This is a genomic window from Acinetobacter sp. WCHAc010052, assembly GCF_002165295.2.
In the GTDB taxonomy this organism is placed as follows: domain Bacteria; phylum Pseudomonadota; class Gammaproteobacteria; order Pseudomonadales; family Moraxellaceae; genus Acinetobacter; species Acinetobacter chinensis.
Window position 1 is genome coordinate 1,805,291 of the sequence record NZ_CP032143.1, and the last position, 15,668, is coordinate 1,820,958.

At 44.2% G+C, this 15,668-nt stretch carries 15 protein-coding genes; 5 read left to right on the forward strand and 10 right to left on the reverse strand.

The features are described 5' to 3' along the window. The first annotated feature begins 8 nt into the window (after positions 1–8). Positions 9–1,949 carry an esterase/lipase family protein gene (locus tag CDG61_RS08970; RefSeq protein WP_087551468.1) on the forward strand — a complete coding sequence of 647 codons (1,941 nt, stop codon included), beginning with the start codon at positions 9–11 and terminating at the stop codon, positions 1,947–1,949. Positions 1,950–2,051: 102 nt separating this feature from the next. Here CDG61_RS08970 and phnX read toward each other — a convergent pair whose 3' ends face one another. The 7 genes from phnX to CDG61_RS09005 all read right to left on the reverse strand — a co-directional run bounded on the left by phnX (position 2,052) and on the right by CDG61_RS09005 (position 10,178). Beyond that, positions 2,052–2,867: a phosphonoacetaldehyde hydrolase gene (gene phnX / locus CDG61_RS08975; protein WP_087551467.1), complete on the reverse strand. Its 816-nt coding sequence runs from the start codon at positions 2,865–2,867 to the stop codon at positions 2,052–2,054. A gap of 39 nt (positions 2,868–2,906) precedes the next feature. After that, positions 2,907–4,019, reverse strand: a complete 1,113-nt coding sequence (phnW, locus tag CDG61_RS08980; RefSeq protein ID WP_087551466.1) for a 2-aminoethylphosphonate--pyruvate transaminase — start codon at positions 4,017–4,019, stop codon at positions 2,907–2,909. A gap of 68 nt (positions 4,020–4,087) precedes the next feature. Continuing rightward, positions 4,088–5,242: a TIGR03364 family FAD-dependent oxidoreductase gene (locus CDG61_RS08985; protein ID WP_087551465.1), complete on the reverse strand. Its 1,155-nt coding sequence runs from the start codon at positions 5,240–5,242 to the stop codon at positions 4,088–4,090. Positions 5,243–5,367: 125 nt separating this feature from the next. Beyond that, positions 5,368–7,080, reverse strand: a complete 1,713-nt coding sequence (locus CDG61_RS08990) for a putative 2-aminoethylphosphonate ABC transporter permease subunit (RefSeq protein WP_087551464.1) — start codon at positions 7,078–7,080, stop codon at positions 5,368–5,370. Continuing rightward, positions 7,074–8,267: an ABC transporter ATP-binding protein gene (locus tag CDG61_RS08995; protein ID WP_087551463.1), complete on the reverse strand. Its 1,194-nt coding sequence runs from the start codon at positions 8,265–8,267 to the stop codon at positions 7,074–7,076. Before CDG61_RS08995 ends, CDG61_RS08990 begins: the two co-directional genes overlap by 7 nt. A gap of 33 nt (positions 8,268–8,300) precedes the next feature. Beyond that, entirely contained in the window at positions 8,301–9,344 is a 1,044-nt protein-coding gene (locus CDG61_RS09000) for a putative 2-aminoethylphosphonate ABC transporter substrate-binding protein (RefSeq protein WP_087551462.1), read from the reverse strand. A gap of 96 nt (positions 9,345–9,440) precedes the next feature. Then, entirely contained in the window at positions 9,441–10,178 is a 738-nt protein-coding gene (locus CDG61_RS09005) for a UTRA domain-containing protein (protein ID WP_087551461.1), read from the reverse strand. Positions 10,179–10,441: 263 nt separating this feature from the next. Between CDG61_RS09005 and CDG61_RS09010 the strand changes: the two genes are divergently transcribed. Together CDG61_RS09010 and CDG61_RS09015 are read left to right on the forward strand one after the other, a co-directional pair. Further along, a complete protein-coding gene (locus CDG61_RS09010) occupies positions 10,442–11,224 on the forward strand; it encodes an HD domain-containing protein (RefSeq protein WP_087551460.1) in 783 nt (260 codons plus the stop codon). Then, on the forward strand, positions 11,221–12,048 hold the full coding sequence (locus tag CDG61_RS09015; protein WP_087551459.1) for an alpha/beta fold hydrolase: 828 nt from the start codon (positions 11,221–11,223) through the stop codon (positions 12,046–12,048). Before CDG61_RS09010 ends, CDG61_RS09015 begins: the two co-directional genes overlap by 4 nt. Here CDG61_RS09015 and CDG61_RS09020 read toward each other — a convergent pair. Continuing rightward, positions 12,039–12,938, reverse strand: coding sequence for a LysR family transcriptional regulator (locus CDG61_RS09020; RefSeq protein ID WP_087551458.1), 900 nt, complete (start codon positions 12,936–12,938; stop codon positions 12,039–12,041). The two genes, CDG61_RS09015 and CDG61_RS09020, sit on opposite strands and share 10 nt — an antisense overlap. A 103-nt stretch (positions 12,939–13,041) precedes the next feature. On the opposite strand from CDG61_RS09020, the gene CDG61_RS09025 reads away from it, so the two are divergent. Together CDG61_RS09025 and CDG61_RS09030 are read left to right on the forward strand one after the other, a co-directional pair. Beyond that, positions 13,042–13,488: a CidA/LrgA family protein gene (locus CDG61_RS09025; protein ID WP_087551457.1), complete on the forward strand. Its 447-nt coding sequence runs from the start codon at positions 13,042–13,044 to the stop codon at positions 13,486–13,488. A 1-nt stretch (position 13,489) separates the two neighbouring features. Beyond that, the gene (locus CDG61_RS09030) at positions 13,490–14,191 is read left to right on the forward strand and encodes an LrgB family protein (protein WP_087551456.1); all 702 of its coding nucleotides are present in this window, start codon (positions 13,490–13,492) and stop codon (positions 14,189–14,191) included. A gap of 90 nt (positions 14,192–14,281) precedes the next feature. Here the strand turns inward: CDG61_RS09030 and CDG61_RS09035 are convergent, their stop codons facing one another. Continuing rightward, positions 14,282–15,040 (reverse strand): adenosylcobinamide-GDP ribazoletransferase, encoded by a 759-nt coding sequence (locus CDG61_RS09035; protein WP_087551455.1) that lies wholly within the window; start codon positions 15,038–15,040, stop codon positions 14,282–14,284. Next, the gene (locus tag CDG61_RS09040) at positions 15,037–15,666 is read right to left on the reverse strand and encodes a histidine phosphatase family protein (RefSeq protein WP_228199560.1); all 630 of its coding nucleotides are present in this window, start codon (positions 15,664–15,666) and stop codon (positions 15,037–15,039) included. Before CDG61_RS09040 ends, CDG61_RS09035 begins: the two co-directional genes overlap by 4 nt. Between the last annotated feature and the right edge of the window lie 2 nt (positions 15,667–15,668).

Below are 15,668 nucleotides of genomic sequence, written 5' to 3' on the forward strand. Positions count from 1 at the left end.
GTCTGATCATGTTCGCATCTGCACATTTGCTCATCCGTTCACTTCAACTTTCACCTTTTATTCTGTTTACAGCCCTCTCTGGCTGTCAGATGGTTAATATCAAAGAAAACCCTCTCAGTAATTCCCTGACCAGTAAAACGGATCATATTCTGACATCACAGCACTTAAGTGAAACAACTTTGCAGTTTTTACATGCATATCAGCAAAAAGAATCGGGCTGTATCGCTCAGGCTGAACAATGCATGGAAGAACTGAACCAGCAGGCTGTGACTGACCCTGAAGCATATTATGCAGCAGCATCTGAAGTTTTTCTTACCAGAGCACTGACTCTGGATAAAAGTTCGGCATGTCAGCAAAAAGATGCAACTGATTCACGTTCTGTCTGTCTCAATGAACAACTGAAATATCTTGATCAGAGCATCCGTTACAGTTATGTCTATCTGTTTAAAAGTACACACAGTCCTGAATCACGCCTTTTTGACCAGCGTCAGACACAGGTCAGAACCTTTTATAATTATGCGCTGTCCAGACTCATCAGTGCGGTACACACACGGGATGGTTTTACCCAGTTGCCCAGTCAGTTTTCTATAAACAACCATATATATAGGATCAATACAGATCAGTATCCCTCGCTGAAAAGTACTGTGCTCGAAAGCCTGAAAAGCAGTTACAACATGAATTTTTCCGGTTTTTACAATATTAACCGTCAGGAAGGACTGGGGTCAGAGTTTGTAGCTGTCACGGCGACACAAAAGGACAATCAGCTGAAACAGTTTGTGGTTGACCCTGAACGGTATTTCGCTGTTCTCCCCAATCCCAATATACACCCTGCACGTTTTCTTCCTATCAGTGCAGTGATCAAACCTGAAAATGAACAGCTCACGGCGCAGGAAATCCTGAATAATGCGCCAATGTCCATTCAGCTGATAGATCCATACCGTTTTAAGACAGCACAGATCAACAACACCGACTATACCGTCACAGCCAACTATTCTGTGCCCTATGGTTTGTGGCTTGCAGAAAGTAAAATGGGTTCAGTCGGTTACCGTTCACTGCTGAACCGTGAAGAAAAACTGTTGATGCCTCATCTGTTCATGACCGAACCATATCAGCCTGGTAAAAAAATCATCATTATGATTCATGGGCTGGCAAGCAGTCCTGAGACCTGGGTGACGCTCACCAACAACATTATGGGTGACCCTTTGTTACGGGATCACTATCAGGTGTGGCAGGTTTTTTACTCAACCAATATGCCTATTTTTGAAAACCGTTTTCAGATCAATGATCTGCTGAAACAGGCTTTTAAATCTGTTCAACCTGGTACTGAATCCGCCCACAATGCAGTCCTGATCGGTCACAGTATGGGCGGTATTATCAGTCGTCTGCTGATCAGTGATACAGATATCGCCATGCATGCCATTCCCATGATGAATTATGAACAGCATATCCAGCTCCAGCAGAATCCTGTGATCCGTGAAAGATTCATCTTTAAACCCTTGTCCACTGTCAGTCGGGCTATTTTTATTGCCACACCGCATCATGGCAGTGAATATGCAGACCGTTGGTATACTCAGCTGGTCCGTAAAGCGATTGGTCTTCCATTTAATTTTTCAGATACCGTCAACAGAAAAATCAGCGGTCATAAAAATTCCACAGCAGGTCTGATCTTCAATGCACCATCAGATTTGAGTAATCATTCACGGTTCATGCAGTTAACGTCCCAGATCATGCCTTCTGGCAATATCCCTTTTCATTCCATTATGGGGAATCAGACGCACAGTACAGACCCTGATAAAATGAGTGACGGTATTGTTTCATATAACAGCTCGCATCTTGCAGGTGCACAGTCTGAAAAAATAATCAAAGGTGGTCACTCCATCCATGAAAGCCCTGAAGCAGTGATGGAATTGCGTCGAATTTTGAGAGAGCATCTGAAACAGCAGCCATAGAACAGTTTTCATACCTAAAGACATGCTGAACAGACCCTGAAATAAAATAAGCACCCAATCATGAGTGCTTATTTCCATTAAAGATGAATTTCGGAATCAGTTTTAAGGCTTTTCACCATTTTGAAGTCGTTTTTCAATATCATCCAATACAGCAGGTAAATCAGCAATGCTGTCGATGACATAATGAGCACCAGAAGCATTCATTTTTGCATAAGCCTTATCTTTCAGGACTTTCTGTTCTGCCTGCGGAAGCTGTTGCCATTCCTCAAAACTCAGACCGACTTCATTGCCACTGATCGCCAGTGCGACAGTCCAGCAGCCACCATTCAGCCCCTCCTCAATCCCCACAACGGTGTCATCCACTTTCACCACACCTTTGATATCTGAAATATCGAGTTCAATCAGATTCTTCCACAGCATCTCAGGATATGGGCGTCCATGCTTCACATCTGACGCTGTAACAATACAGTCTGGCTTATACCCCTGTTCAGCAGCATCTTTCACCAGCTGTCCGATCATCATTGAAGCATATCCAGTATTACTGCCAATTTTTGCGCCACGCTCACGGATATTCTGAAATGTTTCCATTGCACCAGGAATCAAAGCTGAGCATAAAGGAATGCTTTTTAACTGATAAGGAATGAAATCCTGATAAAGACGGTCTATATCCTGTGTTGTAAAAGCAGTGCCATATACTGCTTTCCATGCTTCAGCAACACGGGGCATATTCAGTACAGCCGCAATATGATCACGTTTTTCAAGCCCCATTGGTGCTCTGGCTTCTTCGATACTGATGGCAACTTTGTTATCAGCAAAAAGTGCCATAAATGCCAGAATGGGTGCTCTTGATCCAAAATCAACAGTCGTTCCTGCCCAGTCAAAAACCACTGCCTGAATACGTGTATTTGAAGTTGTCATATCTGTTCCTGAAAAATATTAAGAAAATGAATAAAGTTTTTATGCTGCACTGTATTGCTTCAGTGCACCGAGTAAACGACGGATATCTTCTGGATAAACCTCTCCGATATTTCCAATACGGAAGCAGTTCAGGTCTGTAACTTTTCCTGGATAAATCACAAAACCTGCCTGTTTCAGATTTTCATACAGATGCTGAAAGCTGAAATCTGCAGTATCTGGATATAAAAAGGTGGTAATGACTGGCGACTGCGGTGTTGTATTTTTAAGTACCAGCTGGAAACCCAGTGCCTGCATTCCTTCAGACAGCGTTTTCTGACTGGTCAGATAGCGCTGATATCTTGCCTGGACACCACCTTCCTGCTCCAGTTCAACCAGAGCCTGATAAAAAGCATGAACTACATGGGTTGGCGATGTGAAACGCCATTTACCATTGAACTGTTCCATGGTCTGCCACTGATCATAGAGATCCAGACTGACCGATCTTGCCAGTCCTTTGCAGTTTTCCAGCACATCACGTTTAGCCAGGACAAAACCGAATCCGGGTACACCCTGTATGCATTTGTTTGCACTTGAAATCAGAAAATCAATTTCCAGTTCTGCTATATCCATCGGTACTCCACCAAAAGAGCTCATGGCATCCACAATCCATGTTTTTCCTGCAGCTTTAACACGCTGACCGATTTCTGCGATCGGATTAAGTAGACCTGTGGTTGTCTCACAATGTACACATGCCACATGGGTCAATGCCGCATCTTCCAGTGCCTGCTCTATATCCTGCATGGAAGGAATTTCGGTTTCAGGACAGCTCAGTTCAACAACATCAATTTTCAGGCAACGTGCCATCTGAACCATTCGTGCACCATAGGCACCGTTATTGATAATCAGGATTTTGCCGTCTGAAGGAATCACGGAGCCCAGTACGGCTTCCACTGCAAAACTGCCACTACCCTGCATCAGCACGGCGCTATATAGCTCTTTCTGTACAGTCGCCAGTCCAACCAGGTGCAGACGGATCTCCTGCACCAGCTGGTTATATTCTTTGTCCCACGTACACCAGTCTTTCTGCATTGCACGTCTGACACCCACAGATGTCGAAAGTGGTCCTGGAGTCAGCAGCAGATAATTGTTATTCAGTTCAGTTAATGCGTTCATATTTTCATCGCTTTGATTGGATTTAATACAGTATATATAAATCTGGTTTAAACCAGATTACAAGTCGTTTAAAAAATGTGCTTTTCGAGTATTTCTTTCATAAATCCTGCACCGGTGGTCATTCCTTTACCGGCAACAGCACTGATCAGGAAAATACCTGACTCAGCTTCAGTCACACATGCCGGTTGTTCAGGATGTGTGAGGTAATAACCATTCCAGCGGAATTCAATCTGGGGCAAGGTCAGCCCGATTTTTGTCTGACAGTAATCCTGTATGAAATGATTGATTTCTTCACGCTGGTAAAACTGTGGCATTTCTTCGACGGGGTAATATTCATGACTGTCACCCAGGATGATCTGACCATGCGCATCCTGTTTCAGCAGAATATGAATACCGTAGTCTTTGACCAGTCCCTGCCTGGATTCATTGGTCAGTTCTGCATGACTGCTACAGATTTCAAAAGCAGGATAACGGGAAATGGACAGTCCCGAATAGACCGAAGCATTCAGATGCTGTTTAAAGGGTTTTGTCAGTGCCATCTGCAGACTACAGCGTAACAATCCCATATTCTGAAGAAGTTCAGGATAAAGTAACTGTGTCAGTTCACCATGACAGATCAGCACTTTCGCAGTTCTGTATGTTTCACCTGAAGCCAGATGAATCTCTTTTATACCTAACCCCGCTGATGTTTTAACAACACAGGCATTACAGTGGATTTCCACACCGAGCTGCTGTGCATACTGTAAAAGACGCTTTCCAATCAGTTCTGGTTCAACTGAATAATCTTCATGGAAAATCATTCCTCCCCGTATATCTGCCTGTGGGTCAATCCAGTCAAACTGCTGCAGTGTCTGCTCTCGGCTGAGCAGCTGAACAGGAATGTCATAATCAGGGGCTGACACTGCAAATTCGTTCAGCACCTGCCATTCAAGCTCGGTATTGGCCAGATACAGTCCATTTCGCTGTTGAAAGGAAATATCCGTCTGTGCCTGAATCCGCTGATAAAAGTCACGTGTACTCAGTGCGTGTTTATGCCATTCACCCTCTGGATGGGTCAGTGTGGATGTCCCGACCATCCCGAAATTGCGCCGTGTCGCACCGACTAGCTCTACATCCTTTTCAAAGAGCTGAACTTTAAGCCCCTGTTCAGCAGCCTGAATGGCCGCCGAGAGTCCAAGAATACCAGCGCCGACAATAATCAGGTCTGAATCAAGTGTTTTCATTGTGTCTCACCATATTCCGTAAGATTTTTCAGGGTGCAGCAATCCCTGCTTTGAGGGAAAGCATGAAAAATATTTCAGGTAAATTTTTGTGGATTAAAAAATTCAGTAATAAATTCTGTTCAGATTTACTGCGTGCTTTCCCGCCACCGCTGACTGGATTTCATAATTCTGGCGGTCAGCAGCCAGTGCAGCAGTTTTACCAGGCAGGATGTCATCAGGATCAGAATACTCATGGCAACTGCCGCAACGGTATCTCCGGCATCGTCCATATTCAGTACTGCCACAGCAGCAAGACTGGTATCAGGTGAATAAAGGAAAATAGCTGCGGACACGGTGGTCATGGCATTGACGAACAGATAAACCGATACATCACACACCGCAGGAAATGTCATCGGCAGATAAACTTTATGAAACATCGTCCACCGACTGCTGCCCAGGCTTTGAGCAGCCTGATCAAGCTGAAGCGGAATCTGTTTGACTGCACTGACCAGCGTCAGATGCGGCACGGTGTAATAGTGAATAATGGTCGAGATCACCAGCAGTGTCATGGTTCCATAGATAGCTGACAACGGACTTCCAGGTACATTAAAAAACAGAATATAAGCAATCCCGAGTACAAGTCCTGGCACAGCCAGCGGTAACAGGACCAGAATCTGCACATAATTTTTCAGAAAAGGATGCCCTTTGAAACGCTCAGTAAACAGTGCCATCAGAAAAATAATCACTGTGCCTGCAACAGTCGTAAACAACGCCAGTTTCAGAGAATTGAAATAGCTGCTCCAGCCACCACCATCCACATAATCAAAACGGTAGTGATTCAGCGTCAAAGAAAGATCATAAGGCCAGTAGCGGATAAATGAAGCAATCACCGCTGTCAGAATAATCAGCACAATGAAACCGGCAACCATACAGCAGAACACTGTCAGTACTTTCTGAACTACAGGATGCTGTTTCATGACATAGGGTTTAATCTGAAAATTCTGAAATCGTGCCTGACGACGGCTCTGATAACGGTCAAAAATAAATGCCAGAACTGCAGGACATAACAGCAGTAAGGAAATAACTGCTCCCATACTCATATTCTGCTGACCAATGATCTGTTTATATACGTCCAGTGCCATCATATTGAATGAGCCACCAATCACTTTAGGAATTCCAAAATCCGTAATGACGTATGTAAAAGCCACCAGGCAGGCACTGACCAGTCCATAACGTACCGCAGGTAAAGTTACAGCCAGATGCGTCTGCCATGTGTTTTTCCCCAGTGACATTGAGGCCTCCATCAGACGCTGATCAATACTGCGAAAAGCACTCATCAGCAACATCACCATGGCAGGAAACAACCAGAAACAATAACTCAGTAAAATGCCGACCGGTCCATAAATTTCAGTATCACCAATAAATGGTTTCAGTACGCCCTGTTGCCCGAACAGATAAACCAAAGCAAGCGAAGGCAGGATGGAGGGTGCGAGAATAGGCAGAAATGCCACTGTTTTAAAGAATGCTTTGCCTTTTACAGGTGTACAGCACAGCGTGAATGCATATACACCTGCCAGGGAAACTGTAATCAGTGTTGCAACACATGCAATCCAGATGGAATTGAATATGGAGGACAACAGTGCTGGATTTGAAAAATACGCCGTGAAGTTATCCAGTCCTGTGTAATGTCCGACATCATTCAAAAAAGCACTTTTCAGTAATACCACCAGAGGCAGAATCAGACTGATGCTTAATAAAACAGCTCCTGTCAGCAGTACCAGGGTTGCACTCAGTGAATAACGCGGTCGTCGGTAGTGCTGACTTTTTAAAATGGCATCTGCAGTGTTCTGATTCAGCATAATGCACGCCCCTGCATATCAAATATATGCAGCGCACTGACTGGAACTCTGATCTGCATGGTTTCAGACAGCTGTTCAGCCTGATGGTTTTCAATATCGACCTGAATCAGCTCCTTATGATCATGCTGATTCAGCAATCCTGTACAGAATACACGGCGTTTAGCCCCCAAAAATTCACTGCTGACCAGTCGGACAGGGAAAACCAGATCATCTTTACTGGCTTCAGTATCCATACTCATCAGCTGAGCATTTTCAGGACGGAATGCAATTTCAAACTGATGACCATTTTCAAATGTCTTAGCTGCAACATGGCAGATAACGTCCTGATCGACCCTGAGCTGACTGCGTGTTTCAGCCTGAGCCTGCATGAAGTTCATACTGCCAATAAACTGCGCAACAAACCGGGTCTGTGGTCGGTAATAAATATTGTGAGGCGTATCCATCTGCTCAATAATGCCTGCATTCATCACTGCAATACGGTCAGAGATACTCAGCGCTTCCTCCTGATCATGTGTCACCATAATGGCCGGCAGGTTCAACTGCTGCTGAATATTCCTGATTTTCTGACGCAGACTGATACGCACCAGTGCATCCAGTGCAGACAATGGTTCATCCAGCAGCAGAATATCTGGGCGAGGTGCAATTGCCCGAGCTAGTGCCACACGCTGCTGCTGCCCACCGGAGAGCTGATCAGGGTATTTGAATTTGCAGTGACTCAGTTCAATCAATGCCAGTAATTCATCTACACGCTGTTCTGTCTGTTCACGCGTCCACTGTTTTTTATGCAGTCCAAATGCAATATTTTCAGTAACAGTCAGGTTGGGAAACAGCGCATAGTTCTGGAACACAATTCCACATTTACGTTTTGCTGTCGTCTGCTGACTGATATCCTGCCCATGCTTAACGATCCGACCATAATCAGGGTGTTCAAGCCCTGCAATAATCCGCAGCAAAGTGGTCTTACCGCAGCCCGATGGCCCCAGAAAGCTGACAAATTCACCTGCTTTCAGATCCAGATTGATATGCTCAAGTACAGTCGTCCGCCCAAATGACTTACGGACATCCACTACATCCAGCACACTGGCTGAAGACGATGCTGAATAGGTTTTCAGTGTGGTGATCAGATGACCTGCTGAGGTCTGATTCTGATCAGAGATCCTGTTTTTTAAATGTGCCGGAATCTGCATGTTTTATCCATTCTGTTCTTTATAATCTGTTGTTCAGTGTTCAAACTTCTGTGACCACTGGTTTAAAATTCGTTCACGGTTTTCTGCTGCCCAGTAAAAATCATTTTTTACCAGTCTTTGAGACAGATCTTTAGGAAAATCGGGATTGGTTGATGTGACTGCTTTATGGGCAACCATGGAAAAATTCTGTGCATATGCCTGATTGGCAGTCTGGCTTACCGTCCAGTCAATAAATTTCTGCGCACTGCTTAAATGTCGTGTACCTTTGACTATTGCTGAGGCTTCCATTTCCCATCCCAGTCCTTCAGATGGATAAACGATTTCAAGTGGAGCACCGCGTGATCTGAGTTTAAAGCCTGGGTAACCGAATGAAATGCCTATGATGGTTTCGCCCTGGGCTGCCATCTTGCATGGCTTTGAACCTGAATGAACATACTGGGATACGTTTTTGTCCAGTGCGCTCATGTATTCCCACGCCTGTTTTTCACCAAAAATCTGCATCCATGCCGTCACATCCAGGTAGCCTGTACCACTGGATGCCGGATTCGGCATCACAATCAATCCTTTATAAACAGGATTGGTCAGGTCTTTCCAGCTGCGGGGTACAGGCAGATTCTTCTTTTTCAGTTCAATTGTATTGACACAGACTGCTGATTCCCATGCGGTCATCCCCGTCCATACGGGTACTGGTTCTGCACTGACAAAGTCTTTTTTCAGCTGATCTGAATGTGCCGGCTTATAAGGCTCAAGCAGGTTTTTATCCTGCATGACCAGCAGACTGGTCAGTGCCAGCCCCATGATGACATCAGCCTGAGGATTTTTCTGTTCAGCAAGTAATCTTGCGGTAATTACACCAGTGGAATCACGTACCCATTTCACTCTTAATTCAGGGTGTGCTTTTCTTAATTCCCACTGATAGCGTTTTAACTGTTCAGCTTCAACAGCCGTATAGACCGTCAGCTGTTCCTGAGGCTGAGCACCTGAATTTGTTGTACATCCCGTTACAAGGGAAGTCATCAGTAGCACTGAACTCAGTACTGCCGCATATTTTTTATAACTCTGTCCATACTGGCGCATCTGCTGTTCCTGAAGAAAGCATCTTTGATAGCCAGTATTTCAACAAAGTATTATGACAATTTAATTAATCTGGTTTAAACCAGATTAATTATTTCTTCAATTTGTTCCCTCTGCATCAAAATGCAGATCAAGTACATCATGCAGCCAGTATTCCTGATCCACATCCGTAATCACACCATTCTGATCACGGTTCGTCCGGCAGATATACAGACCCATTGAACCGATATTGACATGCAGTGCTTTAGCCTGCTGTTCTGAAAAAGCAGTCGGATAAAGACTGATATGAGCTCTGGTCAAATTACGCTGATACTGCTCCGCCATCAGGACTGTCACGGACTGAGCAAGATCATGTTCTGTCAGATCAGGAAACAGCTGGGCATTAATACGCAAATGCTCCACCACCACAGGTCTGCCATTAATACTTCTGCGCCGCCACACGGAATAAACAGGATCACCTGTACGGATACTGAGATGAACCGCATCCCAGGATGTCGCATCAACCGTTTCAACCGTCATCAGCTCTGTTGAAGGCACAGCACCCTGTTCCATCACATACTGATTGAAACTTTTAGTTGACTGTGGTTCATAAATAATTCTGGGCGCCCTGATATACCAGCCACGGCGGTCAAGCCGGTAAATAAACCCGTCCATTTCCAGCGCCAGTAATGCTTCACGTACAGCAACACGGGTTGTTGCAAACTGTTCTGAAAGTACACGTTCAGATGGCAGTTTAGAATTCCGTTCAAGCTGACCGGACTCGATTTCATGCGCGATGGCATCACGTATTGGAATGTATTTGGGTACCCGGGGAATGGATGAATGGGTTTCGCTCATTTGCCTGAATAAAATTGACCGTGTTCTTATCAATATACTGTAATTTTATGACAAGGTAATGTTTTTACTGAACATCAGATTTCTGTAACTGGTCATTTCACCTACACAGATCAGTTTTATCATATTTCCCAGATCGCACTGCTGATGATTCATACCTGATCATCAATGTAAGATATTGATCATACAGCTTTAAATAAAAATATTTGCGCTACAGGAAAATTACCTATATTTTAGAGTAAATACTCTAAAATATAGAGGCAGCTATGATTGGTGATTATCAGTGGGTTCAAAAAACACAGGGTCGACTGACATTTAAAGAAAAATTCAGACTGATTCAAAGCATTCTTATGCCTGTTACCGTCAGTTTTATCCGATCAGGGATTACTTCCAGAAAACATTGCTCCGCACTGCGGATATCCGATATTGTCATTCCTGATTCAAATATTGTGAAAGAAGCTTTTCAGGAACTTGAATACGCTCAGAACCCATCCGTTACAGCTCATTCACTCAGAACCTATTTTATGGGTACAGCCATTGCACATCAAAAAAAATGGCAGTTTGATCAGGAAGACTTTGCTGTAGCCAGTTTTATGCATGATCTCGGACTGGTCAGCGAATTAAGTCTGCATGCCTGCCATTGCTTTACCCTTGAAAGTGCAAAACAAGCTGAAATTTTATGTCAGAAGCATAATTATTCAGAACAAAAGATCCAGAATATCTGTGATGCCATCTGTCTGCACATGAATGGTCATCTTGATGAAAATGATAAAACACTCAGTAAAGAAATCCTGATGTTACAGAAAGCAACCGCCTGTGATGTAACAGGTGCAAATCTGCATCTGATACCTGCAGCATTTACAGATCAGCTACTGGATCGCTATCCACGAGATCATTTTCTCAGTGACTTTAAAACACTGATCCAGCAGGAATCCACAAGGCATCCTCATTCCAGAACAGCACTGCTGAACAAAGCGGGGCTGGGGCTGATGATTCAGTTAAATCCACTAAACAGACATTCTCCCAACACTGAACAGGTTGAATCATGAACACACTGGCGCCTTTAACAACTGCATTTCACTTTAAACTGCTGGCAGAAATACCGGTACAGCTGTACAGCACAGATCCAGACGCAGCTGTTGTTATTCTGCTCCCAGCTCTGGGCGTACCTGTTGCGAAATATGATCTGTTTATTCAGCAACTGCTTTCGGTCAATATACAGGTCGTCACGGCGGACTATCCTGGCTGTGGTCAGAACAGACCTCAGGTTTCCAGAACATTTGATTATGGTTATGCAGATCTGCTGAATTTTTTTATCCCTGAACTGTATAAGGCTGCCTGTTCTGTTTCCTCCAGACCACCTGTTTTACTGGGACACAGCCTGGGCGGACATCTTGCAACCCTCTATGCCCAGCAACATGCTGTCCAGGTAATTGGAATAGCGACAGGAAATATCTGTTTAAAATACTGGGATCTGAAAGGTAAATTCAATATTCTAAAAGCAGCTGCTGCAATCAATGCCATGATTTTAAAAGATGGTTATCTTGCGGGTTATAAAATTGGCTTTGGCTATAAAGAAGCCCGAACACTGATGCGGGACTGGTCCAGAACCATATTCACTGCCAGCTACCGACATATCATGGGCACTGTAAACACACTTTCACCTGATCAGGCTTTATTTATTCACCTGAATCTGGATGACTTTGCTCCACTCAGCTCCACGCTGGGTTTGAGTCGTTACTTTCAGAATCCTGAAGTAATCAGCCTTGACCTGAGCAGGACAGTAAAAGGTCATCAGCACAGTGCATGGATAAAACAGCCTGCTGAAGTTGTCAGAACAGTTCAGACATGGCTGAACCAGCTTCAGAAATGAATCCGGTCCAGATTGTTTTCTATAATCTGCAACCATGCCCGTGTGGCAGGACTCATGGCTACCGTCGTATTCCACGCCATACTTAAAGCCCAGTTCAGACCTGGGTTTTCCAGCTGACTGATGTTGAATTTTTCCTGATTTAACTGTTCACAGTAAATTTTAGGTAATAATGCTATTCCTACATTGGACTCAACCATTTTGACGATAAAGTCCCACTGGCTGCTTTTACAGACAATCTCCGGTTCAAATCCTGCATGCTGAGCAGCAGAAATGATCATATTATTTAGTGTAAATGTATCGTCGTAGAGTAAAAAGGATTCCTCTTTCAGTTCAGCAAGCGACACTGATGTTCTCCCACGCCACTGTGAATCCTTTAATGACAGTAAGCACAGCGGTGAATCCATGATCTGAATCCCACCCAGTTTTGGTTTTAAATGCCCAAGAATAATGCCAACATCCACTTTTTTTGCAAGAATGGCATCTTCTATTCCTGTTGCACCAACCTCAAAAAAGCTCAGTTCAACCTCTGGATACTGTTTATGAAACGTTGCAATCAATGTACTGAGCAGTACCGAACCCAGTGGAGGTAGACCCAGCCTGAGTTTACCCTGTTTCAGGGTACGGACTCTTGCAACCGTTTCCCTGATCTGTTGCTGTTCTTCAAGAATCACCAGTGCATGCTGATATATCTGTTCGCCAGTATAAGTCAGTTGCGTATCCCTTTTGCGCCCTCCATCCCCCTTATGAAACAGCGCCACATCCAGCTCATCTTCCAGCTGCCGGACTGCCTTACTCAGGGTTGGCTGTGTCAGATGCAGCAGATCTGCTGCACGGCTGAAACTGCCACACTGCACAATCTGGACAAAAATATTGAGACTTTTGATATCCACGGCATATTATTCCATAAAAGCATAATTATTTTTTTAATTATTCATAATCATTGCGTGCAGTCAACTTTAAAATACACTCAGTTTCACAAAATATGCTGTCATCATGTCCATAACATTCAGGTCTTTAAACCAGTCCGTCCTACTGAAAATCATATTTCAACTCAGCCTGCTGATTTTTATCTGGTGGATTGGCTCTGTATTGCAAAAGCTTTTAAATATCCCTGTATCTGCAGGTGTGATTGGTCTGTTCCTTATGCTTTTCGCACTCCTGAGCGGAGTTTTTAAACTGCAATGGATAAAATCAGGTTCAGATTTCATTCTTGGAGAACTGGTTCTGTTTTTTATTCCCTGTGTTGTAGGTCTGATCAAATACAAACACCTGTTTATGACTCAGGGCTGGCAAATGGTTGTTGCCGTTGTAATCGGTACGGTCACTGTGATGGTTTCCACTGCTTATGCCGTACATTTTGGCTTTAAACTCGAATCGCGCTTACAGGCACACCATAAGTCAACAACGCAGGATCATCCGCAGGAAATGGAAGTAAAATAATATGAGCACAACTGTTATTTCCTTTTTCTTTGTCATTGCGACACTGGTGGGTTACATCCTTGTAAAAAAACTGCATCGTAAATATCCATATATGCTGCTGTCACCCGCCATGCTTGTTCCTTTTATCCTGATCATCATCCTGCTGCTGCTGCATATTTCCTACGAGACCTACATGCAGGAAAGTCAATGGATTGTCTGGATGCTTGGACCTGCAACTGTAGGCTTTGCCGTTCCAATTTATGAATACCGCAGTATTATCAGAAAACATGCCATATCCATCAGCCTCGGCGTTGTAGTCGGTATGCTGTCAGGAATCATCAGTGCCTACTGGCTGGCAAAACTGTTTAAATTTGATCTGGCGACCTCATACAGTCTGATGTCACGTTCGATCTCAACGCCTTTTGCAATGGAGCTGACAGCACATATCGGAGGCTCGGTGGAACTTGTGATTCTGTTTACCATGATTACCGGTATTGCTGGTGTAGCCCTGGCAGATCTGATTCTGAAGAAACTTCAACTCAATTCAAACTTTGCCCAGGGTGCCTCCCTTGGAAATGCAGCTCATGGCTTTGGTACCAGTAAAGCCTTTATGCGCCACAAGGAAGAAGGCGTTGTTGCATGCCTGTGTATGGTACTTTCAGGTATTTTTATGGTGATTACAGGGCCTGTACTGATACATACTGTTATTCATCTGTTTGCCTGACACCGTAAAAAAGGATCAGCCCTGCTGATCCTTTTCCGATTTTATTTACCCCTGACTGATGCAGATATGCTCATGGCTTACAGGCATTCATCAGATGATCTGTTTAGCTGTGAAATAAATACTGCCAATTACAAAAGCAAGTAAACTGGACATTTCTGTAATTTCAATCGTTGCGCCCACAGTATCACCAGTAATCCCTCCGATTCGCTGAATAAATTTAAAACGCAGATAAATCAGCGTTGCAATAAAAACCACGGCGGTCAACAAACCCGACCACACAAAGAAACCACATGCCAGCAGGCTGACTGTAAAAATCAACATTGCCCAGTATTTTGGAATATATTCGGCTATGGACGAACCTAGTCCCTGTTTACGCACATAATCTGTCGTTAAAAACAGAAATAACGGTGCAAGTCTTCCAAGTACAGGAAACAGTATTAAAACCGTGTAAAACTGCTTCTGCAGTAATAAATAAAGCGCAGACCACTTTAACAGACAGATAATCAGCAGGCTTAATACACCAATCGGACCACAGGCAGGGTCTTTCATGATTTTAAGTGTGCGTTCCTTATCACCAAAGCCACCCACCCAGGCATCAGCAGTATCCGCAAGTCCATCCAGATGCAGTCCTCCCGTCAACCAGATCCATAGCACAAGAATGATTGTGGTTAGCAGAACAACTGGCAGCGCGTGCAGCACTGAAGCGACCGCGAACAGCAGCAGTCCTATTAATAGACCAATCACTGGATAAAATAACAGCGACTGACCATTCTGCCTGTGAGAGGGCATCTGTTTTAGCTGAACAGGAAATACCGTTAAAAACTGAAGTGCAATTAAAAATGGAGTCATTCATGTGCCTCCAGTAACCTGAAATGATACTGATTAGACTGTTCATCCAACAGCAACTGCATACTGCACAGCTGACCCAAAGGTGCAGTCATTTTAAGCAGATCGTCCAGCGGTTGCTGCAAAGCCAGACATTTTAAAAACTTAATGACACCGCCATGCGTCACAACTAGAGCCCTTGAAATATGCTGTCTTTGCATCTGCTGATAAATATCCTGCACCGCGTTTAAGACACGCTGCTGAAAATCGGCATATTTTTCTGCATTGGGTGGATGATACATGCTCGGCTGTTGCCAGAAATTTGCCAGTAATTCAACATTCTGTTCATAAATATCCTGCGTTGAACGTCCTTCCCAGTCACCAAAATGCATTTCCTGTAACTGTGCATCCAGTATCAAAGGACTTTGAGTACGTGCCTGTAACTGTTCTGCAAAAGACTGACAACGCAACAGGCTGGATGAAAAGATCATCTGCCACGGACAGCTATCCGACGGGTTCCAGACGTGATCAATGGTCTGCCACATCTGCCTGAACCCGTTCTGGGTCAGCGCATCATCTGTAGAACCACGTAAAGTATGGCTTAAAGTCGTTTCGCCGTGACGTAACAGATCAATCTGCAGCTCCATCATTT